At 41.5% G+C, this 24,774-nt stretch carries 18 protein-coding genes; 13 read left to right on the top strand and 5 right to left on the bottom strand.

Annotated features, from left to right (window positions below; genetic code table 11):
- The first annotated feature begins 2 nt into the window (after window positions 1-2).
- From PLZ15_03430 to PLZ15_03400, 7 genes are all read left to right on the top strand, one after another.
- On the top strand, window positions 3-2,456 hold the full coding sequence (locus PLZ15_03430; protein ID HOI28788.1) for a zinc-dependent metalloprotease: 2,454 nt from the start codon (window positions 3-5) through the stop codon (window positions 2,454-2,456).
- 112 nt (window positions 2,457-2,568) lie between these two features.
- The gene (locus tag PLZ15_03425) at window positions 2,569-3,540 is read left to right on the top strand and encodes an aldo/keto reductase (GenBank protein HOI28787.1); all 972 of its coding nucleotides are present in this window, start codon (window positions 2,569-2,571) and stop codon (window positions 3,538-3,540) included.
- 69 nt (window positions 3,541-3,609) lie between these two features.
- A complete protein-coding gene (locus tag PLZ15_03420; GenBank protein HOI28786.1) occupies window positions 3,610-5,901 on the top strand; it encodes a S9 family peptidase in 2,292 nt (763 codons plus the stop codon).
- Window positions 5,902-5,999: 98 nt separating this feature from the next.
- A complete protein-coding gene (locus PLZ15_03415; GenBank protein ID HOI28785.1) occupies window positions 6,000-6,458 on the top strand; it encodes a hypothetical protein in 459 nt (152 codons plus the stop codon).
- Complete coding sequence (locus PLZ15_03410) at window positions 6,455-6,883, top strand: hypothetical protein (protein ID HOI28784.1); 429 nt, start codon at window positions 6,455-6,457, stop codon at window positions 6,881-6,883. The genes PLZ15_03415 and PLZ15_03410 overlap by 4 nt, the downstream gene beginning before the upstream one ends.
- Before the next feature lie 86 nt (window positions 6,884-6,969).
- A complete protein-coding gene (locus tag PLZ15_03405; protein ID HOI28783.1) occupies window positions 6,970-7,479 on the top strand; it encodes a hypothetical protein in 510 nt (169 codons plus the stop codon).
- 10 nt (window positions 7,480-7,489) lie between these two features.
- Entirely contained in the window at window positions 7,490-7,819 is a 330-nt protein-coding gene (locus PLZ15_03400) for a thioredoxin family protein (GenBank protein HOI28782.1), read from the top strand.
- 36 nt (window positions 7,820-7,855) lie between these two features.
- Here PLZ15_03400 and PLZ15_03395 read toward each other — a convergent pair whose 3' ends face one another.
- The 3 genes from PLZ15_03395 to PLZ15_03385 all read right to left on the bottom strand — a co-directional run bounded on the left by PLZ15_03395 (window position 7,856) and on the right by PLZ15_03385 (window position 13,406).
- Complete coding sequence (locus PLZ15_03395; GenBank protein ID HOI28781.1) at window positions 7,856-8,746, bottom strand: VOC family protein; 891 nt, start codon at window positions 8,744-8,746, stop codon at window positions 7,856-7,858.
- Window positions 8,747-8,877: 131 nt separating this feature from the next.
- Window positions 8,878-9,861, bottom strand: coding sequence for a hypothetical protein (locus PLZ15_03390; GenBank protein HOI28780.1), 984 nt, complete (start codon window positions 9,859-9,861; stop codon window positions 8,878-8,880).
- Between the two features lie 281 nt (window positions 9,862-10,142).
- The gene (locus PLZ15_03385) at window positions 10,143-13,406 is read right to left on the bottom strand and encodes a glycosyl hydrolase (protein ID HOI28779.1); all 3,264 of its coding nucleotides are present in this window, start codon (window positions 13,404-13,406) and stop codon (window positions 10,143-10,145) included.
- 60 nt (window positions 13,407-13,466) lie between these two features.
- Here PLZ15_03385 and PLZ15_03380 point away from each other — a divergent pair, with 60 nt between their 5' ends.
- The 4 genes from PLZ15_03380 (at window position 13,467) to PLZ15_03365 (ending at window position 17,522) form a co-directional block, all read left to right on the top strand.
- A complete protein-coding gene (locus tag PLZ15_03380; GenBank protein HOI28778.1) occupies window positions 13,467-15,098 on the top strand; it encodes an ATP-binding protein in 1,632 nt (543 codons plus the stop codon).
- A 2-nt stretch (window positions 15,099-15,100) separates the two neighbouring features.
- Window positions 15,101-15,778, top strand: coding sequence for a response regulator transcription factor (locus PLZ15_03375; protein ID HOI28777.1), 678 nt, complete (start codon window positions 15,101-15,103; stop codon window positions 15,776-15,778).
- Window positions 15,779-15,916: 138 nt separating this feature from the next.
- Window positions 15,917-16,363 (top strand): HEAT repeat domain-containing protein, encoded by a 447-nt coding sequence (locus PLZ15_03370; GenBank protein ID HOI28776.1) that lies wholly within the window; start codon window positions 15,917-15,919, stop codon window positions 16,361-16,363.
- Between the two features lie 82 nt (window positions 16,364-16,445).
- Window positions 16,446-17,522 (top strand): hypothetical protein, encoded by a 1,077-nt coding sequence (locus tag PLZ15_03365; protein HOI28775.1) that lies wholly within the window; start codon window positions 16,446-16,448, stop codon window positions 17,520-17,522.
- 103 nt (window positions 17,523-17,625) lie between these two features.
- Here PLZ15_03365 and PLZ15_03360 read toward each other — a convergent pair whose 3' ends face one another.
- Window positions 17,626-20,874 carry a PDZ domain-containing protein gene (locus tag PLZ15_03360; protein ID HOI28774.1) on the bottom strand — a complete coding sequence of 1,083 codons (3,249 nt, stop codon included), beginning with the start codon at window positions 20,872-20,874 and terminating at the stop codon, window positions 17,626-17,628.
- A gap of 198 nt (window positions 20,875-21,072) precedes the next feature.
- Window positions 21,073-23,475: an outer membrane beta-barrel family protein gene (locus PLZ15_03355; GenBank protein HOI28773.1), complete on the bottom strand. Its 2,403-nt coding sequence runs from the start codon at window positions 23,473-23,475 to the stop codon at window positions 21,073-21,075.
- Window positions 23,476-23,634: 159 nt separating this feature from the next.
- Here PLZ15_03355 and PLZ15_03350 point away from each other — a divergent pair, with 159 nt between their 5' ends.
- Both PLZ15_03350 and PLZ15_03345 read left to right on the top strand, forming a co-directional pair.
- Window positions 23,635-23,982, top strand: coding sequence for a metalloregulator ArsR/SmtB family transcription factor (locus PLZ15_03350; protein HOI28772.1), 348 nt, complete (start codon window positions 23,635-23,637; stop codon window positions 23,980-23,982).
- Window positions 23,961-24,761, top strand: coding sequence for an arsenite methyltransferase (locus PLZ15_03345; GenBank protein ID HOI28771.1), 801 nt, complete (start codon window positions 23,961-23,963; stop codon window positions 24,759-24,761). The genes PLZ15_03350 and PLZ15_03345 overlap by 22 nt, the downstream gene beginning before the upstream one ends.
- Window positions 24,762-24,774: the final 13 nt, after the last annotated feature.

Below are 24,774 nucleotides of genomic sequence, written 5' to 3'. Positions count from 1 at the left end.
CAATGAAAAAACATCTCATCCAATTTAATTCTTCAATTCTGTTGATTGTGCTTTGTACCTTCCTTTCGGTAACTGCTCTCTCAGGCCAGGATCAAAAGGAAAAGCCTGAAGCAAAAAAATCAAAAATCAAATCTTACACCGAAGTAATAACAAAAGACGCAAAATCTAACCAGGGTGTTTTCACTGTTCATTATGTTGACGGTAAATGGTATTATGAAATTCCTGAAAATGAATTAGGACGGCTCTTCCTCTGGGTTTCCCAGATCAGGAAGGTTCAGTCGAAACTTGGGTATGGCGGAATCTCTTATAATAATCAGGTTGTAAGATGGGATAAACGAAATGATCAGATTCTTCTTAAACAAATTCAGTATACTCTGGTAGCGGATGAAGAAAAAGCCGTCTACCACGGCGTGGACGCATCGACTTTTCCTGCAATACTGATGGCATTCGATATTCAGGCATATGGACGTGACAGTTCGATGGTAATAGATGTAACTGATTTTATGACCGCTGAAAAAACCGAATTCATTCCGAAGAAAAATTTTAAAGCCAGACGCCTCGATCCGAAGCGTTCTTTCATCGAAAAAATAACACCATACTCTGAAAACATCGAAGCGGATGTTGTTCTTACTTTCGATGTTGATGAAGTTGCTACCGATAATACACTGAGCACTGTTACGGTTATGATGCATTACAGTATGGTTCATCTTCCGCTTCAACCGATTTTGCCAAGACTGGCCGATTCGCGTGTGGGATTCTTCAGTCTGACTCAAGAGGATTACGGATACGATTCACACCGTGCTGAAATGAGGACCTATATTACAAAATGGCGGCTTGAGAAAAAGAATCCTGCAGAAAAAATATCCGAACCGGTTAAACCGATTCTGTTCTACATCGATCGAAGTGTTCCTGAAAAATGGAAACCTTATTTCAAACAGGCAGTTGAGGATTGGCAGGTAGCTTTCGAGCAGGCAGGGTTTAAAAATGCAATTATTGCAAAATATGCCCCTACCGTTGATGAGGATCCCAACTGGAATACTGAAGATGCAACTATTTCTTCAATAAGCTGGCTTCCGAGTACAATCGAAAACGCTTTCGGTCCGCATGTTCACGATCCGCGCACTGGCGAAATTCTAGAAGCCGATATTAAAATCTATCACAATGTTATGAATCTTCTTACAACCTGGTACTTCACTCAGGTAGCTCCCCTCGATCCCAGAGCTCAAAGAATTCCGCTCCCGGACGATCTGATGGGCGAGCTCCTTCGTTATGTAGTTGCCCACGAGGTTGGCCATTCACTCGGTTTCCCGCATAACGGGCGAGCCAGTTCTGTTTTTCCTGTCGATAGCCTTAGAAGCAAATCGTTTACAGAAAAATATGGTAACGAAGCTTCGATAATGGATTACGGAAGATTCAATTATGTTGCTCAGCCGGGTGACAATGCAAGATTATATCCGATGATAAGTATCTATGATAAGTTCGCTGCAGAATGGGGTTATACCCCCTTCCCGGAAGCAAAAACACCGGATGAAGAAAGACCGTTCCTCGAAAAAATTGTACGACGACAGGATACAAATCCATTCCTTCAGTTCAGCAACTTTTCACAGTATGATCCCTCCTCTCAAACCGAGGATATGGGTGATGACGGAATTAAAGCTACTGAACTCGGACTCAAAAATATTTATCGTATAATGGATTTTATTATTCCCGCCGCAACCACAAAAGAGAGCACTGACTATTCCATGCTGAATCTTCTTTACGAAAGAGTAATTCAGCAGATGGCCCGCGAACTCGGGCATGTCGCTATGATTATAGGCGGCGTTAATAAAGTTGATAAATATGTCGGACAGCCGGGACCCGTCTATACTCTGGTTCCGTATGAAAGGCAGAAAAAAGCAGTGAATCTGCTCCTTGAAAGTGGTTTTAATTTTAATCCGGTTCTTGTTAAACGTGAGCTGCTCGAACTGATCGAGCCTTCCGGGCATGTAGACAGGATAACGAACGCGCAGATTGCATTGTTAAAAAATCTTCTGAGCGATACTAGGATTCAGAGAATGTCCGATGCGGAAGCCAAGCAATACAAGGGCGAAAAGATCTATACGGTAAGTGAATTTCTGACAGATCTTTCAAGCGGAATTTTCAACGAACTTACGGAGAAGAATATTCAGATAAATCCTTATAGAAGGAAGCTTCAGCGTGCTTTCATTGATGAGCTAGGAAAAAAGATTAACCCTGAAAAACAGGTTCAGACCTCTCCGGCAACACCGGCTCGCACAATGCAGACCGCTCAGCGTTCACCTGAGTATACGGATCTTCCACCGGTTGCCAGAGGGAAAATGATTGAACTGAAGGCCAAGCTATCCTCTGCCGCCGCAAAATCGAAAGATGATGTTACCAGATACCATCTTCAGGATTTAAGCGGCCTTATAGAAAAGATCTTGAGCCCTGCCAGATAATAAGTGGGAATAAGCCGGATTAATTATTTAGTCCGGCTTTTTTTCTCGCCGGCAATATCTGATAATTATCTTTTTTATATTAGCACTGTATTAGAATATTGGAAGGTAAAAAATGGAATATACTTTTTTAGGTAGAACAGGATTAAGAGTAAGCAGAATCTGTCTTGGTACAATGAACTTCGGTCCCTATACTTCCGAACAGGATAGTTTCGGTATTATGAACAGGTCGCTTGATCTCGGTATTAATTTCTTCGATACTGCAAATGTTTACGGCTGGGAAAAAGGAGTTGGTGTTACAGAAGGAATAATCGGAAAATGGTTTGCCGAAGATAAAAGCAGAAGAGATAAAGTGGTTCTCGCTACTAAAGTCTACGGTAAAATGGGGGAGGGACCTAATGATTCTAAGCTCTCAGCCTATCATATAAAAAAAGCATGCGAAGAGAGTCTTAAAAGAATGCAGACAGACCATATTGATCTTTATCAGATGCACCACATCGATCGTAATACACCGTGGGACGAGGTCTATCAGGCCATGGATCAGCTGATTGCCGAAGGAAAAATTATTTATGTGGGAAGCAGCAATTTTGCGGCATGGAATCTTTCCGAAGCTTACTACAAAGCTAAAGAAAGACATTCCCTTGGCATAGTTTCGGAACAGAGCATTTACAGTCTCCGCAACAGGAATATTGAGCTCGAAGTTATCCCGGCATGCAAAGCATTCGGAATCGCTTTGATACCGTGGAGCCCAATGGGCGGCGGAATTCTATGCGGCGTTTTAGAGAAGGCCAAAGAAGGCAGAAGAACAAGAGAACCGTTGCAAAAATCGGTTGAAAAACTCCGTCCGCAAATCGAGGAATACGAAAATTTCTGTAAAGAACTCGGATTGAATCCCGCTGATGTTGCCTTAGCCTGGGTACTTAATAACCCGGTGGTTACTTCTCCGATTGTGGGTCCAAGAACAGTTAAGCAGCTGGAGGAAAATGCAAAAGCGCTGGAAATCAAATTGAACGAGGATGCATTAAAGAAATTGGATGCAATTTGGCCGGGGCCGGGCGGTCAGGCACCCGAAGCATATGCCTGGTAACCGGTTTAATCCTGCGGGGGAAAATATTTTTCAATCAATCTCAGAATAAACCTGCCGGATTTAAATGCAATGAATAAGAAACATCTGATTGGAAATCTAAATGTTTGTTTACAGAAAAATGAATCTACTAAGAAAAAACATATAAGGAGTAGAAACATGATTAACCGGCGATTTTTATTTATCACTTTTATCGCTTTATTACTTGCAGTAACTTTTATTGATTCAACCGCACAGAAGAAAAAACTTACATACAAGCAGGTTTATGAGGGCGGTAGAGACATGCGGGGATTTATGATGATGTCCCGTCCCCAAGGCTGGGCGGATGATAATCATTACCTTGAAACCAAAGCCGACCCGGCAAAACCCGGTTCGCGCTCGGTTCTAATGAAAACTAATGTAATTACCGGCGAATCAACTCTGTATATAGACAACAGCTCCGTTCAATTACCCGATGGTTTTTCGATAGACCGGCCTGCGGGAGTTACCGGGGATTACAATTATTATCTTCTCAATCAGAAGAATAATCTCTACCATTATTCACGTCCGGATAATTCATTTAAACAACTTACAAATGACGATGCTGAAGAACGGGTTCCAAAACTATCTCCTGACGGCAGAAAAGTGGCATATGTAAAAAATAATGATCTCTATGTTTATGATGTGGAACTCGAAAAAGAAATAAGAATTACAAATGACGGAACTGATCTTATCTATAACGGTTGGGCTTCATGGGTTTATATGGAGGAAATACTTGGCCGGGCAACTCAATATTCAGCGTACTGGTGGTCGCCTAACAGCGATAAGATTGCATTCCTCCGTTTTGACGATAACCCGGTCCCTGAATTTTATCTTACAAAAGCCGATGGCCAGCATGGCGAACTGGAAAAACAGAGATACCCGAAACCCGGGGATCCTAATCCATATGTTAAACTCGGTATTACTACAGTTTCCGACGGAAAAATTGTATGGGCCGATTTTGAAGAGAAAGCAGATCATTATATTGCCTGGCCCGAGTGGACACCTGAAAATAAATTAACTGTCCAGTGGATGAACCGCGGTCAGGATAACATAATTCTTTATTCGGTTGATACAAATAGCGGAAAGAAAACCGAGATCTATAATGAAAAACAGAAGGAGTGGGTTGAGTGGTTCGAAGACCTCTATTTCTTCAATAATAAAAGCGGATTTATTTTAAGAACAAATGTCGATGGATACTCCCATCTTTATTACTATGATTTGAATGGAAAGCTTAAAAAGCGGTTGACACAGGGGGAATGGGAAGTAACAAGTATTAATCTTGTTGATGAATCAAATAAGAAAATCTATTTCACAGGATGGAAAGAGAAAAGCACGGACCGCCATCTTTTTGTTGTAAATCTTGACGGAAGCGGATTTAAAAAACTTACAGCGGCTGACGGAATTCACAGCTGTTCTGTTTCACCAGGCGGGAAATATTATATCGATTCATACAGTAACATTACAACACCGACTAAAGCGGAACTCTATTCAACCGACGGTAAGCTGATCAGAACTTTAAGCGATTCAAGAAATCCTGCAGCAGAAGAGTTTGACCGTGCAAATGTAGAACTCTTTACAATCCCTTCCGGCGACGGTTACGACCTTCCTGCCATCTGGTATCTACCGGCTGATTTGGATCCAGATAAAAAGTATGCAGTTATTTTCAACGAATACGGCGGACCGAATGCTCCATCGGTCAGAAATTCCTATTCGATGGGTCTCGCCCAGCATTATCTTGCCCAGAACGGAATAATCTCTATTTCGGTTGACCACCGCGGAACAGGCCATTTCGGCAAGAAAGGTGTTGCACTGATGCACCGTAATCTAGGCAAATGGGAAATGAATGATTATATAGCTGCGGTTAAATGGCTCAAGACAAAATCATTTATCGATACTACTAGAATTGGCATTACAGGCGGAAGCTACGGCGGATATGTTTCCGCTCTTGCATTAACTTACGGCGCAGATTATTTTACGCACGGCATCGCGGAGTTCGGAGTGATGGATTGGAAGCTCTACGACAATGTATATACCGAGCGTTATATGGACACTCCCGCAGAAAACCCCGATGGTTATAAAGCCGGCTCGGTTCTTACATATGTCGATAAGTACAAAGGCAAAATGCTTGTTACCCACGGTACAATTGACGATAACGTTCATATGCAGAATTCTATTCAGCTGATTTATGACCTGCAGAGACTTAATAAGGATTTTGAACTGATGCTTTATCCGAATCAGCGTCACGGTATCGGATTCCCTCTCGCTCAGCATGCAACTCGTGAGAGAGTTGAATTCTGGTTTAAGCATTTGCTCGGAAGAGAACTGGATACAACCAAAGATTAATTAATTGTCTCTTTATCCTGCTCCTGATTATGATCAAGGGCAGGATCGAGAGTAAGATCAAGAGCAAGATCAAGAAAAAAATAAGAGTAATAGTGTAAATGGAATACAACGAGAATCCGAAATCGTATTATCCGCCGATGCACACGGCAGAACATCTTCTAAACGGAACGATGGATCAGATGTTTAATCGCGGAAGATGTTTCAGTGCCCATGTCGAAAAGAAGAAATCTAAATGCGATTATCATTTCGACCGGAATTTGACACCCGATGAGATTAAAAGAATTGAAAATATTGTTAATGAAAAAATAAAACTTGATCTGCCGGTTGTAGAAGATTTTATGCAAAGAGAGGAAGCTGAAAAATATTTTAAGCTGAACCGTCTACCCGACGACGCGGGTGATAACCTCCGCGTGATCAGCATTGGCGATTACGATAAGTGCCTTTGCAGCGGTCCGCATGTTCAATCAACCGGTGTGATAGGGGAATTCAGAATTGTATCGACTGATTATAACGACGGAGTGTTGAGGGTCCGTTTTAAAATAAACGAGCAGCAATGAATAGACTGATAATTCTCTTAATTATCTCTTTCGGAACTTTAACCGCGCAGAATATTTCTGGTGATGACAGAAATGCAATATTGGAATCACTTGAGGTTCAGAGATTTGCATGGAACGAAGGGAATCTTGAGAAATATATGGATGGATACTGGAAATCCGATTCACTCCGCTTTATAGGAAAACGGGGTGTTCAGTACGGATGGAAAGCTACTCTGGAAAATTACAGGAAAGGTTATCCCGATAAGGAAGCAATGGGCAAACTTACTTTCAGCGTAATATCGCTTGAAGGAATAAGCACTGATTCTGCATTCATGATTGGTAAATGGAAACTCGATTACATCGACAGGTCGGTTGAAGGCCATTTCACTCTTCTCTATAGAAAAATTAAAGGGAAGTGGCTTGTTGTTACGGATCATTCATCATGATGTTTATTTCAAAGGAAGTTCTACCGGCAGACGGTGTGAATCGAGAAACTAGTTGTATCTGAATAATTAAATGCGAAGTTGCTGATATGATGTTTAAGTTTATCCCCAAATTACTTTTCGTTTCATACGTTCTGTTCTCCTTTATTTCACTTTCCAATTGCACCCGGGACGAGGACGAATTTTCTTCGCTTGAAAGAATAGAGAGTAATAAAGCTGAGTCGGTAAGTTTATTATCTGCCAAGTATGATGCCGAACCGTTCGACTGCAAGGCTCTTGAAAAACAGCTGCACAAATCCGTTATTCTCGATACCACGGTTATCGGAATAATTAAAAAAGGAAATGGCAACTACCTTAAAGCAAGAATAAATACGGATTGTAAAGAGAAATATTTTGCGGAATTATTCTGCGATGAAGAAATAATTGAAAAGTTTAACAGGACGAAAACCAACTCAATGCTGATAGTAGCGGATATTAATAGGGTGTCCGCAATGGATTTAATTATTGATGCGGATTCTTTAAGCGGTAAGTCCGCTTTCATCGGCAGGGAAAAAATTTGCCTGATCCAGGGTGATTGTCTTGCAATTCTGGAGAACTGACCGGCTGACAATGCAGACTGAAATAACCACACTCGCGGAATTCGAAGAAATTATTAAAACAAATAATGCAGTAGCCTTTTATATGAGCACACCCGACTGCAATGTGTGCAAGGTCCTCAAACCAAAACTCATCGATTTTCTGGAAAAAAAATTTCCCGGGATAGTATTCGTGTACATAAATATTGCGCACGCCAAAGAGCTTGCAGCCCAAAAAAATGTTTTTACCGTTCCAACTATTTTGTTTTACTTTTATGGCAGGGAGTATATCAGGAAAGCAAGGTTTGTTAATCTGCAAGAGCTCGGCAATGAGCTTGAAAGGATCTACACTAATATTGAATAGACGGAACGGGAAAATAATCTCCCGTTCCGCACAGACTCATTTTCCGTAAAATGCGCTTATCAGTTCTTCCCGGTCGAGTTTTCCCATTTTAAGCATCGATTTGGTTAATCTTTCCAGCCTCTCTTTATTTTCAGTATGCATCATTGTCATCATTTCTACGGGAACTACCTGCCAGGACACACCGAATTTATCCTTCACCCACCCGCAAGGTTGTTCGGTTCCTCCGGCAGATAATTTCTCCCAGTAATAATCGATCTCTTGCTGATCATTGCAGTAGGCCATAAATGAAACCGCCTCATTAAAATCGAACTCGTGTTTCGGAGTACCGCCGCTCATTGCATTGAATATATAACCGTTTAGTTTGAATTGGGTAAAGAGAAGGGATCCCTCTGGCAGGCCGGAGGATTTATCCCAGGGCGATTCCATCATGATTTTTGAATCAGGGAAGATCGTAGTGTAATGTTCAACAGCCTCTTTTAATTTTCCGGCTTTTTCATTTACAAAAAGTATTGCTGGAACAATCTTCTGACCGGAATTTATATCGTCTATATCAAGCTGCCAGGAGACACCAAATTTATCCTGAACCCATGCGTATTTACTGCTCCAGGGATATTTGTCGAGAGGCATTAATACAGTTCCGTTCTCCGAAAGACTTTTATAAAGCCGATCAATTTCATTTCCGGAACCGCAATAAACGAAAAATGAAATTGAAGGATTGATCTTGAATAACGGTCCGGCGCTGATTGCCGTAAACTCTACATCCCATATTTTGAAACCTACAATATCAACTTCACCCGAAGGTGTCCCTGAAATTGTTGTAATATTTGTTACTTCTGAATTCCGGAATAATGAAGCATAATATTCCGCTGCTTCCCTTGCCTCTTTATTGAACCAGAGGTGAGGAACTAGTTTATTTTTTGAAACCATATTATACCTTTCTATTATGTCACTGTTTAATTATAACAGTATTCAGAAATTACCTAAGCCGCATTATAATAAAAAACATAATCATCAATGAATGCTTATTTAGTATTCATATTTTTGCCGATTTTTTTCGTTTAATTAAGGAACCATTGTGTAGAGGTTGGATCTGCAGAGAAGAACTGGAGTAACTTTTCAGCAACCTTACGTCTCCCTGTAATTGAAGGATGAATACCGTCCGGCTGGTAATCGTCGGGCCAGATCCACTTCAGGCCATCCTGTCTCGCCTCAGCACCATTTGCCCAGATGTAAGGACCCCATGATAACCAGGGTACCCTAGCGCCGCTACCGGAATACGCCAAATCAGGGCTTCCGTTTATTTGATCCTCAATGAGAGATTTTACAGCCCATCCGGTATAGTAAGCAAAGGGTTCGGGATTTGAGCCTATGCCGGTCTGATAACCACCGTAGATTCTACTCGATAGATAACACAATTTTGCGTTGGGAAACTTTTCCCTTAAAAGAACTAATGATGTTTTTAATTTACTCTTGAAATTGGACAGATAACCGGCAAAGCTTGTATCCGGGAAATTCCTGTCGGCCTGTTTAAACCAAATTGCCTGAACCTGATATGAGGTCAACCCTTTCTCTAAAAGACGAGTGTTAATATTCAGCCAGAATGCTGCTTCCGGATTATTAATCATATCTATGTCCCAGTTACCCTGTGCTCCATCAACTAGAACCAAATAAGAATTTCTATTTGATAGTGTTTCTGCCATCGGAATAAATGCCTGTGTTTCTTGTGTAGTATTAGACATTCCAACAGAGAGCCATACGATTTTCCCGTTTACTGGATCGTAATTCCCGCTGGCGTCGAGAGGTTTTACTTCCATAGCTAACTGTACACCGGCATTGTTATGATTAATTGGTCTGGTGTTTACTCCATTTGGATAAAGTCCTCCCCGATAACTCCTCCAGTAATTTGCTTCTAAATCGTTTAGTGGAGGATTGATTAACTTGTTTCCGGCAGGTGAAGGATTAAACTCCGCTTCATTAATATTTTCGTTGCAGGAGGCTAAACAAATAATTGTTAAAAAAGTGAGAATTAAAAATCGTTTCATGTTTCTGATTTCATTATGTAATTTTTTTCATGTGTTTTAATGTCAGTTAGACATTATTTGTTTTCAGAAGTTTAAAACCTGCCCATTAGTATAATAAACAAAAATGCTGTTGTAGTAAATATTGCCCGCCCTGTTGAATTATCCGGTAAAACTATTGCTGTCACTAATTTAAAATAATATAGTAATATGATACAATTTACATTATCCAAGGCAGAACAAAAAAACCCTCTCCAAATAATTGAAGAGGGTTTTTTTATAAACCGGAAAGGAGTAGAGCTTATTTAATTCAATTCAGGAGTTCTTCCGGGAGTCCACGGCGCTCCTGCTTTTTCAAGCTCAGATTCAATCGATTTAATATCAACCTCGCTGATTTTCTTTAGCTGCTGAAGAACCGGCTGAATCTCTTCGTAAAGAACTTCGTATGCAACTTTCTGCTTCTCAGTTACATTCGATGTTGAACGCATCTGTGACCCGATCATAGTTCTAAGTCTCTGGTTGAGCGTTACTTCACGCGGAGGTGTCTCTTCGGCGCTTGCCGCAACCGGAGGTCCGCTGAATTTGAATTGAATGTCATCAAGATCTTTTGCGATCGCGTTCGCTTTCTTCATAAGATCGAATGTTGCGCCCGGTGTGTTGTTAATCGTCTGGCGTATCGTTTCAACCTTATTTGCAAGTTCATTTGTAAATCTTTGTGCACCCATTACAGTTCTTACGAGTTCAGCACCCTTCTTCTGGAATGCAGACAGTTCGGCTCTGTTTGCCGCGGGCAGAGTTGTATTGTTCAGAACTACAACATTAAAATCTGCCTGACCGGCGAGTTTCTTTTCCTCTCCTCTGTAAACCATCGACATTTCAACTCTGTATTTGCCGGGCATTGCAAATATCCCGCTGTTCTGTCTTCCAACCGGTTCAAACTTGTTGTTGCTTGCCATAACCGGTGCAGTGCTTTCATATCGGAGATCCCATAATATCCGGTTCAATCCTGACGAAGCAGAACGGGTTATTTTTTTAACAACCATTCCGCTTTCATCTTTTATTGTGAAGATTAAATATGGAGCTTTCTCTTCCTGTTCTGCTCTTATATCATCGAATGAAGGCTGGGGAATCGGTTTACCGTCTTTGAATAATTCCCGCTCTTTCTCTTTTCTTTCGGCTTTTAATGTTTTAGGAACTTCTTTTATGAAATAAGTAATTGTTGCGCCAAATTCTGGATTGGGCGATTTGAAATAGGTTGAGCCCTGACCGTAACGTCCTCCCATCTGAACATATGTCAACGCATCTTTAACGGGGAATATGTGAGATTCCTTTGCGAAGGTCTCTTTCGATGCGAGACGGATCGGAGTAAAGTTATCCAGTATATAAAACCCTCTTCCGAATGTAGCAATGATAATATCATTTTCACGCTGATGAAGAACTATGTCGCATACTTTTACTTTCGGTAATCCGTTCTTCAATTCAATCCATTTCTCGCCGCCGTCCAGACTGAAGAAAAACGACCACTCCGTTCCCACAAAAAGGAGATTGGGATTTACGAAATCCTGTTCAATAGTATTAACCGGGCCGTCGACAGGAAGATTTGCTGCGATCGATTTCCAGGTCTTTCCTTTATCCATACTTTTGAAAATATATGGTTTGAAGTCGTCGCGCTTATGATTGTTGAAAGAAGCATAAACCACATTTTCATTGAAACGGTCCGGTAGTATATCGCTTACAAGAGTAAATTTCGGAACACCGGGTATTTCAACTTTACGCCAAGTTTTTGCATCTTCAGAAACCTGTACGAGTCCATCGTCAGTTCCTGCATAAAGAAGATTCTCCTTAACCGGTGATTCAGCGAACGATACAATCAGCCCGAAGAGCGAAGTGCTCACATCTTTAGCAACGGCATCATAACTCCAGTATTTTCCCATTACAGGAAAAGTGTTGCGGTCTGTCTGAGTTGAAAGATCGTCGCTTATAACCTGCCAGCTGTCTCCTCGGTCGTCGCTTCTGAATACACGCTCGGCCGCACAATACAATCTAGTTGGCGAATGGGGGCTGATTATAAGTGGAGTATCCCAGTACCATTTGTAAGTTTTCTCACCTTTACCGGGTTCGGGACGGATACTGACTGCTTCACCGCTTTTGCGGTCGTAACGAACCATTCCGCCGTATTGGGATTCAGCATAAACTATATCGGGATTATTCGGATCGATTGCGGTCCAGAATCCGTCACCTCCGTTTGTAACGGTCCAGTCGTCGTTTACAATTCCGTCAGCCTTGATGGTCTGCGAAGGTCCGCCGAAACTGTTGTTATCCTGTGTCCCGCCGTATACATTATAGAAGGGAAGATCGTTGTCTACGTTAACTCTATAAAATTGTGTTACAGGCAGATTTTCTTTGAAGTCGTATGTTTCACCGCCGTCCCACGTTTCATAAATTCCGCCGTCACCGCCGATCAGGAAATTATCCGTATCGTCAGGATTAATCCAGATAGCATGATCGTCAACGTGACGGTTATTGTTGCTCAGGGCTTTCCATGTTCTACCGGCATCCACTGTGACATGCGAAACAGTTTCCATCGAATAGACTTTATCAACGTCTTTCGGGTCGCAATAGATTTCGTTATAGTACTGACCGGATTCATGATGGTCGCTCATTTTCTCCCAGGAAGCACCGCGGTTTGTGGAACGGTAAAATCCGCTTCCGTTTTCCGCTGCCTGTACTATAAGGTAAAGGACATCCGGATTAACAGGAGAAATTGCAATTCCCATACCGCCGATATCTACGCGCGGTAATCCGCTCATTATCTTTTCCCAGGTTGCGCCGGCATCGTAGGATTTATAAACCGCGCTTTCGGGCCCTCCGCCGATCTTGGTGAATATGTGCCTTCTTCTCTGTTCGGATGTTGCATAAATAACGTCTGGATTTCGCGGATCAAAGATTACATTATTAATCCCGGTGTTTTCACTGATGTTCAGTACTTTGGTCCATGTCTTTCCTCCGTCGGTTGTTTTATATAATCCGCGTTCGCCGCCCGGACCCCATACAGATCCTTCCGCAGCAACATAAACAACATTAGAATTGCGAGGGTCGATAATAATTCCGCCGACCTGCCTCGAATCTTTCAATCCCATATTTTTCCAGGATTTACCGCCGTCGATTGTCTTGTAAACTCCGTTTCCCCAACCCAAGGCGCGCTGGTGATTATTTTCGCCGGTGCCGACCCATACTACATTCGAATTATTAGGGTCCATTACAACAACTCCAATCGAATAAGGAAGCGTATCTGTAACAGCCATCCAGGTTGTACCAGCATTAGTTGTTTTCCAGACGTGTCCGCTTGCAACAGCTACATAATATTCACTGTGATTTTTAGGATTCACTGCAAAGTCGGCTATTCTACCGCTTGTAAAAGCGGGCCCTATTCCCCGCCATTTCAGTCCCGAAAATGTTGATGAGGATAGAAAATCCTTCTCTTTCTTAACCTGTTCCTTTTCCTTTTGAGCGTAAAGTAGAATTGATGAAGCTACAATAAGGAGGAAAAATAGACGTGTTATTTTCATGCTTACCCCGATTATTTATTGTGAAATAAGTTTATGATCCCGTAAAAGAGGGGATTGAGATTGAAAGGGTTTTTATTCCGGAATTTTGATATTTTGCTTCTGCAAAAGACAAAATTGATCTCGAATTTCTGCTCTGATATGAACAAACCTAAAAAAAAAATTATTCTAATTCTATTAATTGTTCTACTCCTTCCAATTTTATTTTTTACATTTCGTGAAATTACCTCTCTTAGCAATGATGAAGAATTGATAGAGGAAATATACAATAATCAGCTCCAATCGATCCTCTTTTCGGTTAATCAATATTCTGACGATATGGTTAGAAGCTGGACGTTAAGGATTTCTTCTATCCTCGAAAATAATTTGAACGAAAAAAACCTTGAAAAGGACCTGGAAAGTCTATTCAGGGAATCGGAATCGGTGAAATCTATATTTGTCTCCGACACACTTTACCGTAATCAATTCTATGCTGCGTTTGAAGAGAACGGGGTTGTATTGAAAAACAAGAATGACTTTTATGTTGGAATGGCCCAAAGCAGTAAAGATATTTTACTAAGACTCTTCAGGTACAGCGAATCCGATTTCAAAAAAATCGAACCGGTTATTCCTGATTCCGGTAACCTTCTCCATTTTCTATTTGTCCTCTCCGGCGGCAAGTTTTGCTTTATCTCAATTGATAAGGATCTCTTCGTGCAAAAAACACTTTCGCCAAAGGTTCAGAGCGTTGCAAGAGACCAGTTTATTGTGAATATATCGGACTCTGTAAGCGGAAGAATAGTTTATCAGACCGCCCGATTCAATCCGAATGAAAGTATGCTCAAAAAAAATCTCTGGCTTATCCCAGGTTTCCAGATTGGAATAGAGCTTAAAGGGGAAACCGTAACTGATCTGGTGAAGAGCAGGACTTCAACCAACCTTATAATATTTCTCGGCTTCGCATTTCTGATGTTAATTGCCGTCTGGTATGCGTACAGGAATATTAAAAAAGAAGTTGAACTTGCGCAGATCAAATCGGATTTTGTTTCCAATGTCTCCCATGAACTCCGGACACCCCTTGCCTTGATCAGTATGTTTTCTGAAACGCTCGAACTCGGAAGGGTAAAATCCGAGGAAAAGAAAAACGAGTATTACGGAATCATCAGCCGCGAAGCCGGCCGGCTAAGCAATATTGTAAATAAGATACTAAGCTTTTCACAGATAGAAGCCGGTAAAAGATATTATCATTTCAAAAACTTTGTGCTGAACGACCTTCTTCAAAAAATTTATGATACTTATAAATTTCATCTTTCTAATAAAGGATTTGATTTTTTATTCAGTCAGCCGGATTGTCAGGTTTTAATTAATGGAGATGAAGAAGCTCTTTCAGAAGCGGTAATTAATCTGATCGATAACGCCGTTAAATACAGCGGGGAAATTAAATCGGTTACTCTAAGACTTCAAATAAATAATGATTCTGCTCTTATTGAGGTTGAAGATAAGGGAATTGGGATTGCAAAAGAAGAACAGGTTAAAATCTTCGAAAAATTTTACCGGGCCTCAAAGGGATTAGTTCACGATACAAAAGGGACCGGACTAGGATTATCGCTCGTCAAGCATATTATGGAGGCTCATAAGGGGAGAATAGAAATTGAAAGCCAACCCGGGGAGGGGAGTCTTTTCCGGCTCCTTATTCCTCTCAATAAACAGGAGTAGGTATGCCGAAAATTTTAATTGTTGAAGACGAACCGGCTATGCGGATGGGACTGACAGATAACCTGGAGTTCGAAGGTTATCAGATCGATTCCGTATCAGATGGCGAAGCTGGCCTGAATAAAATTTTAAATACTCCGTATGACCTTGTGCTTCTTGATGTAATGCTTCCGAAAATGTCGGGTTTCGATGTTTGCAGAAAAGTGCGGGAATCGGGCTCGAAGACGCCAATTATTCTGCTTACGGCTAAAGGTGAGGAAATCGATAAAGTGCTCGGTCTAGAACTCGGTGCAGATGATTACATTACAAAGCCATTCAGTCTGCGCGAACTTATTGCCAGGATCAAAGCAATTCTGAGGCGCAGCGGTCAGTCTCCGGCAGGTGAATCTGTTAAGATCGGCCGGCTCGAACTCCGTTTTAAAACTTTCAACGCTTTTGAGAACGGTACTGAAATTCCTATGTCCCACAAGGAATTCGAAGTACTTGAATATCTTTATCAGCACAGGAACAAGACCGTAAGCCGGGATTCACTCCTGAAGGATGTTTGGAAACAGGAAGCTACCACTACTAGAACAATCGATAATTTCATTTTACGTCTCAGGCAGAAGATCGAATCGGATCCGGATCATCCCAAAATAATTCTTACTGTACACGGAATAGGTTACAAATTGATCTCGGGATAAAAAGTTTAATCAGCATTTTTGCCTGTGACATCTTTTTACAATTCATTACCCGCGCATGACAACTTCATATTTAAAACCTCCATCTAATATACCAGAGAAAGCAAGAAATAAGTTCACTAAAGCTTAAGGGGGTTCAAAATGAAACACACAAAAATCAACTTCGTTAAAAAGGGAATGTTGATTCTCTTTACCATGGCAATCTTAACTAATTCAACTTATGCGGATTTACAGAATGAGTTAAAGTGCAGAGATAAAAATGCGGCTGTTGCGAATCTTATTCACGGCATCAAATCTGATAATCTGGGTCTGATGAAAAGTTCTGTTTACTTCGCAGGCAAATACCGTGTTAAGGAAGCGGTTCCGGCTCTGATAAGTGAATTGAATTCAGCAAAAGATTCCAACTGCAAGGTTCTTATTGCGCTTTCATTATATCTGATAGGCGATGAAAGAGGCATCGAAGCTGTATTCAAAATTGCAAAGACAGACAGGAATGAACGTGTCCGCCATATGTGTAATGCGATTTATGCGGAGTTTTCAAAAAATAAACTAAACAGGGATTTTATTGCTGAAATAAAGCTGTTCTGAAAGCCGTGACAATTTTTTACAATTAATAACAGCAGTGTGACTTTTAAATCAGGTTCCTTTTATAGATTTCGGCTAAAATAAAATGATGAAGAATAGAATTTTAAATACCAAAGTTTTTCAAACATTAATAGTTATTCTTCTTCTGTCAGCCGGAATAATTTTTCCTCAGTCATCAAAAAAGTTGATTGATCTGAACGGACGATGGAAATTTTCGATCGGTGATAACGCTGACTGGATGAAAACAAGTTTCAACGACAAATCCTGGGAATCAATAAAAGTCCCCTCCTCATGGGAGGACCAGGGATTTCACGGATATAACGGACATGCATGGTACCGCAGAAGTGTTGTAATTCCTTCCGGATTAAAAGGGAAAAGTCTAAGTCTGGAGCTTGGCAGAATTGATGATGTTGATCAGGTCTATTTCAACGGCGAGCTGATTGGTCTTTCGGGATCGTTCCCGCCCGATTATTCCACAGCGTATAACGCCTGGCGGAAATATACGATTCCTGAAAACCTGATCAGGTTCGATAAGGAAAATATAATTTCTGTACGAGTTTACGACGCAGAATTATCAGGAGGAATTCTGGAAGGGGATTGCGGAATTTATGAGATGCTTAACTGGGACGTGAATCTTGCAGGTCTCTGGAAATTCTCGACGGGCGACAATCCTAAATGGAAAGAAACGAATTATAATGATCAGAACTGGAGAAATATCGCTGTACCCGGATATTGGGAGTATCAAGGTGAGGAGGATTACGACGGATATGCGTGGTACCGGCTTAAGTTTTATGTACCGGACCGCTTTAAAGGAAAAGAATTAATTCTGGTTGCCGGGAAAATAGATGATTTCGATCAGTCATTTATAAACGGAAGGTTGATCGGATCGACCGGCCCGATAAACGATATACCATACTGGATGCATAACCGGGTAGAATGGCAGCTCTTGCGAGCTTATAAAATTCCTACCGGTATTTTAAAATTCGGCGAGATGAATACCATTGCCATCAGGGTTTACGATGGTTTTGTGGATGGCGGTATATATGAAGGTCCGGTTTCAATTTTAACAAAAGAAAATTATTCAAAATTCAACCGCGGTAGAAAGCAGGAAGAACCGGAAGGTTTTTGGGGGAAGTGGTTGAAAAATATTTTTGGTAATTAGCGGAAGCAGCGGCGTCCAGCTAAGTCCGCCGCTTTAGCATTCAAGCAGAGCTTCCGTTTTTCAGACATGCCAACTTTGATACTCTCTCCGAAGGCATGCCTTTTTATCGTTTCTCATAAGCCGGTTGTTTCGGCTCTTTATAAGGATTCTTTTCAAGCGCTTTTAATATTTCCTGAACAGCTCTTTCAAGTTGAGGATCAACTCCTCTTGCAAGTTTAGACGGATCATCAATTACTTCAATATCAGGATCAACACCGTGACCTTCTTTAAACCATTTACCGTCCGGATCGTACATCCTGAAAGTTGGAACAGATAAACTTCCGCCGTCAATAAGAGCCGGCGCACCCGTTATTCCGATTAATCCTCCCCATGTTCTTGTACCTATAATCGGACCGAGTCCTGCTTTACGGAAATAATCCGGGAAAGCATCGCCGCCTGAACCGCTCCATCCGTTAATCAGCATTACTTTAGGACCGAAGTGAGCAACCGGAGGCCATTGCCAGTTTTCACCGTCCCGAACTGCCCAGTATGCTAACGGTTTCCTGTTCAGAAGTTCTATGAACCGGTCGGGAATCTGTCCGCCGTTGTTGAATCTCTCGTCAATTATTAAAGCTTCCTTGTTGAATTGTGCGTAGAACATTCTTACCAGTTCGTATTGACCGTCGCCAACCCCGGTAGACGGAACATAAATGTAACCGACTCTGCCGTTTGTTTTTTCTTCTACATATTTTCTATTCTGTTCAATCCATTCAAGGTTGCGCAGGCGTGTTTCATTCGACATGGTTTGAACCAGTATTTTCCAGGAACCGTCCAGGGAAGGTTTGTTGTTAATTGTTAGTTCAACCGGTTTGTTTGCAAGTCCTTCGAAAGCACCCCACGGCGCTACATTGGTATTAAGCGGTTCTCCGTTTACAGCAAGGATATAATCCCCGGCCTTTACTTTAAGACCCGGCATTGATAGCGGTGAACGTTCTTCGCTGTCCCAGGAAGCACCGTTGATTATTTTCTTAATTCTGTATGCGCCGTTAGCTATTTCCCAATCGATACCGAGATATCCTACGTTTCTGAATTCAGCTTCGTCGGTATCACCGCCGCCACGGTATGTATGCGATGCGTTCAATTCGGAAATCAATTCACCAAGAATGTAATTGAGATCCCAGCGGGTTACGCAGTAATCGACCAGTTTACCGTATCTGTCACCCATTTCTTTCCAGTCAACACCGTGCATGTTCTCATCATAAAAGAGATCTCTTACCAGCCGCCAAACATCATTGAATATCTGCTTCCACTCAAGTTTTGGATCAACAGTCATTTCCATCATTGCTGTCGGCATCTTTTTGTCAAGCTTCTGATTTTCTGCAACGTCGATCACCGCGAAAGTGCCTGATTTATAAACTGCTAATTTCTTACCGTCGGCGGAAACACTAAAAAAGTCAACATCGTCAGTAATTTTTTTCTCTTCGCGTTTTGCAATATCATAAAAGAATAAAGGTCTGTTTCTTTCGGAACTGCCGCTGTTCGGATTTCTGTGGAAAATCAATTTACCGGATACGGCGGCAAGTCGCGCAAAGTTTCCGGGAGTTGTTGGCAGTATTACAATTCTGTTTTCAAAATTATCGAATGTAATCTTAACGTCTTTTGAAGCATCCTTCTTTTCTTCAGGCTTCTTAGCATCTTTATTTTCCTCCTTCTTTACATCCTCTTTCTTAACCGCAGTTGTGTCGTTCTTCGGAGCGAGGGGGGAAATAATATCCTCTGTTAATGTAACCAGAGCCAGATTGGTAGAATTAACATATGCAAATGAGTTATCAAAATTGCTGTAGACCGGGGCAAAATTTCTGCTTGTAAGAAAATAAAGATATTTTCCGTCGGGATCGAAAACCGGTTCACTGTCGCTGTAGAATCCGGAAGTTGCCTGAATCAATTTCTGTTCTTTAGTGTCGTAAATAAAAATTGCGCTTCCCCTGTTTTCTAAATCATTTTCATAAGCAAGCCATCTGCTGTCGGAAGACCAGCTCGGTTTGAACCCCGAGAGATTTCCATGATACCAGTATTTCCCTTTATCAACATTATAAGTTTTATCCTTCTCCATATCGTAGATTTTAATATCCATCGCCTTATCAACGAAAGCAATCATCTTGCTGTTTGGAGACCAGTACAAGTTGTACCTGTAGCCCTCACCGTATGATGTTAACTTCTTCTCCTCAGCGGGTTTTTCCATATCACGGATTGTCAATTCATACTCACCGGATTTATCACTCCAGTACGCAACATACTTTCCATCGGGCGACCATGCGGGATAACGCTCTGCAACTCCCGGCGATTTTGTAAAGTTTAAGACTGCGCCGTTTTCAGCCGGTACATTGAATACTTCTCCGCGGGCTTCGATCATTGCTCTTTTGCCGTCCGGCGAAAGAGATAAACTCTGAATCATACCGGAGACTTTTTCTGTTCTAGGCATAAGTGTAATTGCATCTGTAACAACGTTAACTTTTACCTCACGGTATTTTTCGTCGGATAGATTGAGAAGATAGAGTTTTCCTCCGGCTTCAAATACGATCTCGGAAGGACCGAGCGAAGGGAAATGAATGTCGAATTCGGTGAATTTTGTTACCTGTTTTAATTCTTTGCTGTCGAGGTTGTAAGACCAGATATTCATCCTGATTTCCGGGCCTCTGTCGGAAAGGAAATAAATTTTTCTGCCGCTCCACATCGGTAGTTCATCACCGGCAGGATTCACAATAATATAATCGACAGAAAGTTTCTCAAGATCAAAAAGCCAGATATCTGCAGCATCGCCGCCGCGGTAACGTTTCCAGGTACGGAAGGATTCAGTCTTGTTTGTGTATACAATCTGCTTGCCGTCCGGCGATAACGATGCATGTTCACCGTAAGGTATCGGAAGAACTTCCGGCAACCCTCCCGTGGCAGACACTTTGTAGAACTGGCTGAAACGCTGCTTGCCGCTGTGCTTTGAAGATGTGTATAAAATATTTTTACCGTCCGGATACCAGTCGATGATTCTATCGAGCATACCGTGGTTTGTAACTCGAACAGGCACACCTCCGGTTGTTGGAATTACATAAACATCACCGTTCCCGTCGTAATTACCGGTGAAAGCAATTTTTGAACCGTCCGGAGAAAATTTAGGAAAGATCTCCTGACCATTAGGAGAACTCAACTTTGTTGCTGTTCCTCCTTCCTTTGGAACCGTCCAAAGATCCCCTGCATATGAAAATGCGATGTGGGTTTTGGAAACGTCGGGATATTGAAGCATTCTAGCATCAATCTGGGCATTGATATTTGCCGCAAACGATAATAGAAACAAAATTGAAAAAAATAGCTTTCTCATAAGCCCCCTTATGTGGAGAGTTTTTGATCTGTTAGTTAATTGTATGTAAATCAAATAGAAGGTCTTTCTTTTGATTCTAAGTTATGAATTTGCCGAGACGGTTTCAAAAAAAATAAGGTGATTTTTAAAGTAGGTTAATTTAAAATGAAAATGCCGGATATGACCGGCATTTCAATTGAATATTTGAATCGGTCTTTACTAAAATTCCTCTCCGGCTCCCGGCATATCGTCATTCCGGTTTTCTCTATCTCTCGATTTATAATTGTTGAAATTGAATCGGAGGTTTAGCATAACAACCGGGGATTCCATATGGGAATAGCGGTAGTTGTAAAAATCGAATGATTGATTAGTATATTCATACTTTGCTGTTCCAAAGAGATCTCTTACCTGCAGTGTTGCTGTTAACATATTATCCAGCAGTTCCTGCCTGACCGCGATATTTGCATAAACAAATCCCTCTCTTTTACCCTGAGCCGATACAGAAGGACTGTTATAATTTGCATTGAATTGAATCTGGGTTGATTCGCCGATTTTTATAGTGTTGTTGAATCTGATATTCCAGTTGAAGCTCTTTCTGGAAAAACTTTCTCCGTAGAGAAGTCCTTCTATTCTGTAATCATAAAGATTTGCCATCAGATTAACATTCCATTTGTTTACCGGATCAAAATTGAAGAACAATTCTGTTCCTAGTGCGTAATCTTGTCCGATGTTGTCGACTGACTGGCGTGTAACTTTATCGGAGTAAACCGATTGAATTCTCTCAATCCTGTTGTTTGTTATCCTGTAATATGCTTCGGCAGAAAGAACACTTTTGCCCAACAATGTCTGATAACCGAATTCATAAGAATCAATATACTCGGGAAGCAAGGCCGGATTTCCGACCCGGACGCTGTATGCGTCTGTCCATGTTTCGAACGGTTCAAGTTCCCAGCCGCGCGGGCGGTTTATTCTTTTCGTATAACTTGTCATCATCTGATGACCTGGGGCTATCTCGTATGAAATATGGGCTGAAGGGAAATAATCCCATTTATCAATCGTGAAGCTCTGATTCTGATTGTTCAATTCAATTTGACGTCCGGTATGCTCTGTCCTGAAACCAATCTGGTAGCCGAACTTTCCGAGTTTATCGGAGTACATCGAATAGATCGCGATTTCCTGTTTGTTGTAAGAAACATCTTTATCGAAAAGAGGATCTCTTATAAAACTGCCGGATGCTGAATCGAAATTGAGCATTCCTGTTCTCTCAACGTCGAACTCAAGTTCACTGTCGATACCTGCTTCAAAACGCGCATCGCTTTCAAACGGTAAAGTATAATCAATTTTTGCTTCCAGTTCTTTGCCGGGTCCTTCCTCCAGATTTATCTGCCCGTTTAGAATATCGGTACCGTTCAATAACCGGTAAATATTTTCTTCATTGGAGGTACCGGAACGGTAATCGATCTCTGCTGTTAACTGGTGTCCCTTTCTTTCGAAGGGATGATTATAATTGGCAAAGATTGTAAAATTGGTTCCTGATCTTTCATCAAGGGAATTATTCAAGAGATTTAATTGAGAAGTGTTAAGAGAATTCCATTCGGTATAATCAAGTGATGAATTTCCGAAATGGGACCTGGTTCCGTACCGGCTTCCGAGAAGAAGTGTTCTGCGCTCGCCGAGGTCTAATGAAACCGAGCCCCGGATACCGAAGTTTTCCATTCCCCGCGAGGAAATGCCGTCGGAATTGTAATAAGAAGTTTTCGATCCGTCGTTGGTCCATCTCCTTTCAGTCTGGGTACCGCCGAAGTTGCGGTTGTTATAATTTAAGCCAAGATTCGCCTGGAAAGATTCCCCTTTATAGTCGGTGATCGCTTCTCCGCCGTATTTATCTTTTAATCCTCCGTTTAATTCAAACACACCGCTAATCCCCTGGTTCTTGCTCTTCTTCAAAATCACATTGATAATACCGGATGTTCCTTCCGGATCGTATTTCGCTGATGGATTTGTGATAATCTCAATATTCTCAATCGAACTTGCGGGAATCTGCTGCAGAGCATCTGCGGGATCAAGTATCGATGGGCGGCCGTCTATAAGTACCTTAAAATTAGAGCTCCCTCTCAAACTTACATTACCTTCGATATCAACTGTTACCGACGGAACATTTTCCAGAATATCCACCGCGGTTCCTGAAGAGGCCGAGAAATTCTCCCCGACGTTTATAACCTTTCTGTCAATTTCGTATGAAATTGGAGCGCGTTCGCCGCTTACAACAACATCATTTATACCGATCGATTCAGGCGCGAGATATATTTTCCCGAGATCTATATTATTCGAAAGTTTAATATCCGCCGTATAATTATCATACCCTATAAAGCTGATGCGTATAAAATAATTTCCACTTTTAATATTATTGAGTTCAAAAATTCCGTTCCTGCCTGTAACAGTTCCGCTTACCTGTGTAGAATCTGTTGAGCTGAAAAGTACAATATTCGTGAACTCAAGAGGTGCGGAAGAATTAAGGTCGATTACGGTTCCGGAAATCTTAAAATTCTGATTCTCACGGTTCTGTTGAGAAAAAAGGGGATAAGAGATAAAAAACAGCGTTATTAATAAAAATAATTTCATTTTGTTCCGAATTACCATTGCTTTCCTTTCATAGATTTCATTTCTAACGTTTATATGCTTTAAGACATATAACAACAGCGGAGGGTTTAAAGTTTTAAATAAAAGTTGCAAATCAGATTTTCTTTATCGTATATTTACGATGAACGATAAGAGGAAATAATGGCAAAACCTAAAACCGGGGAATTTACACCAGACGAAATCTACCTGTCGGACGTTGCCAAAGCATTATCCCATCCGGCACGGCTTCGTATCATGAAAATTCTTACCGAGATGGATGTCTGCATGTGCGGGGAAATTGTTGACCTCCTTCCTCTCGCGCAGGCAACTGTCTCGCAGCATCTTAAAGAACTGAAACGCGTTGGACTCATTCAGGGTGATATTGACGGGCCGAAAGTCTGCTATTGTGTTAATCCGGACAACCTTTCTAAAGCCAAATCGGAAATTGAAAAAACATTTTCACAACTAACTAAAAAGGGGGCAGTATCATGCAGAACGAAAAAGAAATAAAAGAAGTTGTTAAAGAAAAATACGGTGCTATAGCTAAAAAATCGCAGCCGGGTTGCGGCTGCGGATGCGGCACTTCGAATAAAATTGTCGGATATACTGTTATGCAGGATGATTATACTAATCTCGACGGCTACGTAGCCGATGCAGATCTCGGACTGGGATGCGGACTTCCAACCGAGTTTGCAGGAATTAAAGAAGGAGATACGGTTTTGGATCTCGGAAGCGGCGCAGGGAATGACGTATTCATTGCCCGCGCAATTGTCGGAGATATGGGGAAAGTAATCGGAATCGACTTTACAGAAGAGATGATCGAGAAAGCGAATAGAAATAATTTGAAACTCGGCTATAAGAATGTTGAATTCAGGCTCGGCGAAATTGAAGCTATGCCCGTCGAGGATTCATCTGCCGATGTTGTCGTAAGCAACTGCGTATTAAATCTTGTGCCGGATAAGAAGAAAGCTTTTTCAGAAATTTTCAGGATCCTGAAACCGGGCGGACATTTTTGTGTTTCGGATATTGTTATTAAAGGGGAATTACCGGCCAGCCTGAAGAAATCGGCGGAGATGTACGCCGGCTGCGTGGCGGGAGCCGTTCAGCAGGACGAGTATCTTAAAATAATTCAAGAGGCCGGTTTTAATAACACTGTAATTAATAAAACAAAAGTAATCGAATTGCCGGACGAAGTGGTCGAGGAATACCTGTCGCCGGATGAAATAAAATCATTTAAGGAAAACAGAACCGGAATTTTCAGTATTACTGTTTCCTCTTATAAAATATGATTTCACAAATTCC

It is taken from the genome of Melioribacteraceae bacterium, assembly GCA_035362835.1.
Classification (GTDB): Bacteria; Bacteroidota; Ignavibacteria; order Ignavibacteriales; family Melioribacteraceae; genus DSXH01.
The sequence above is the reverse complement of the archived record's forward strand: the minus strand, read 5'-3'. Positions and strand labels throughout refer to the sequence as shown.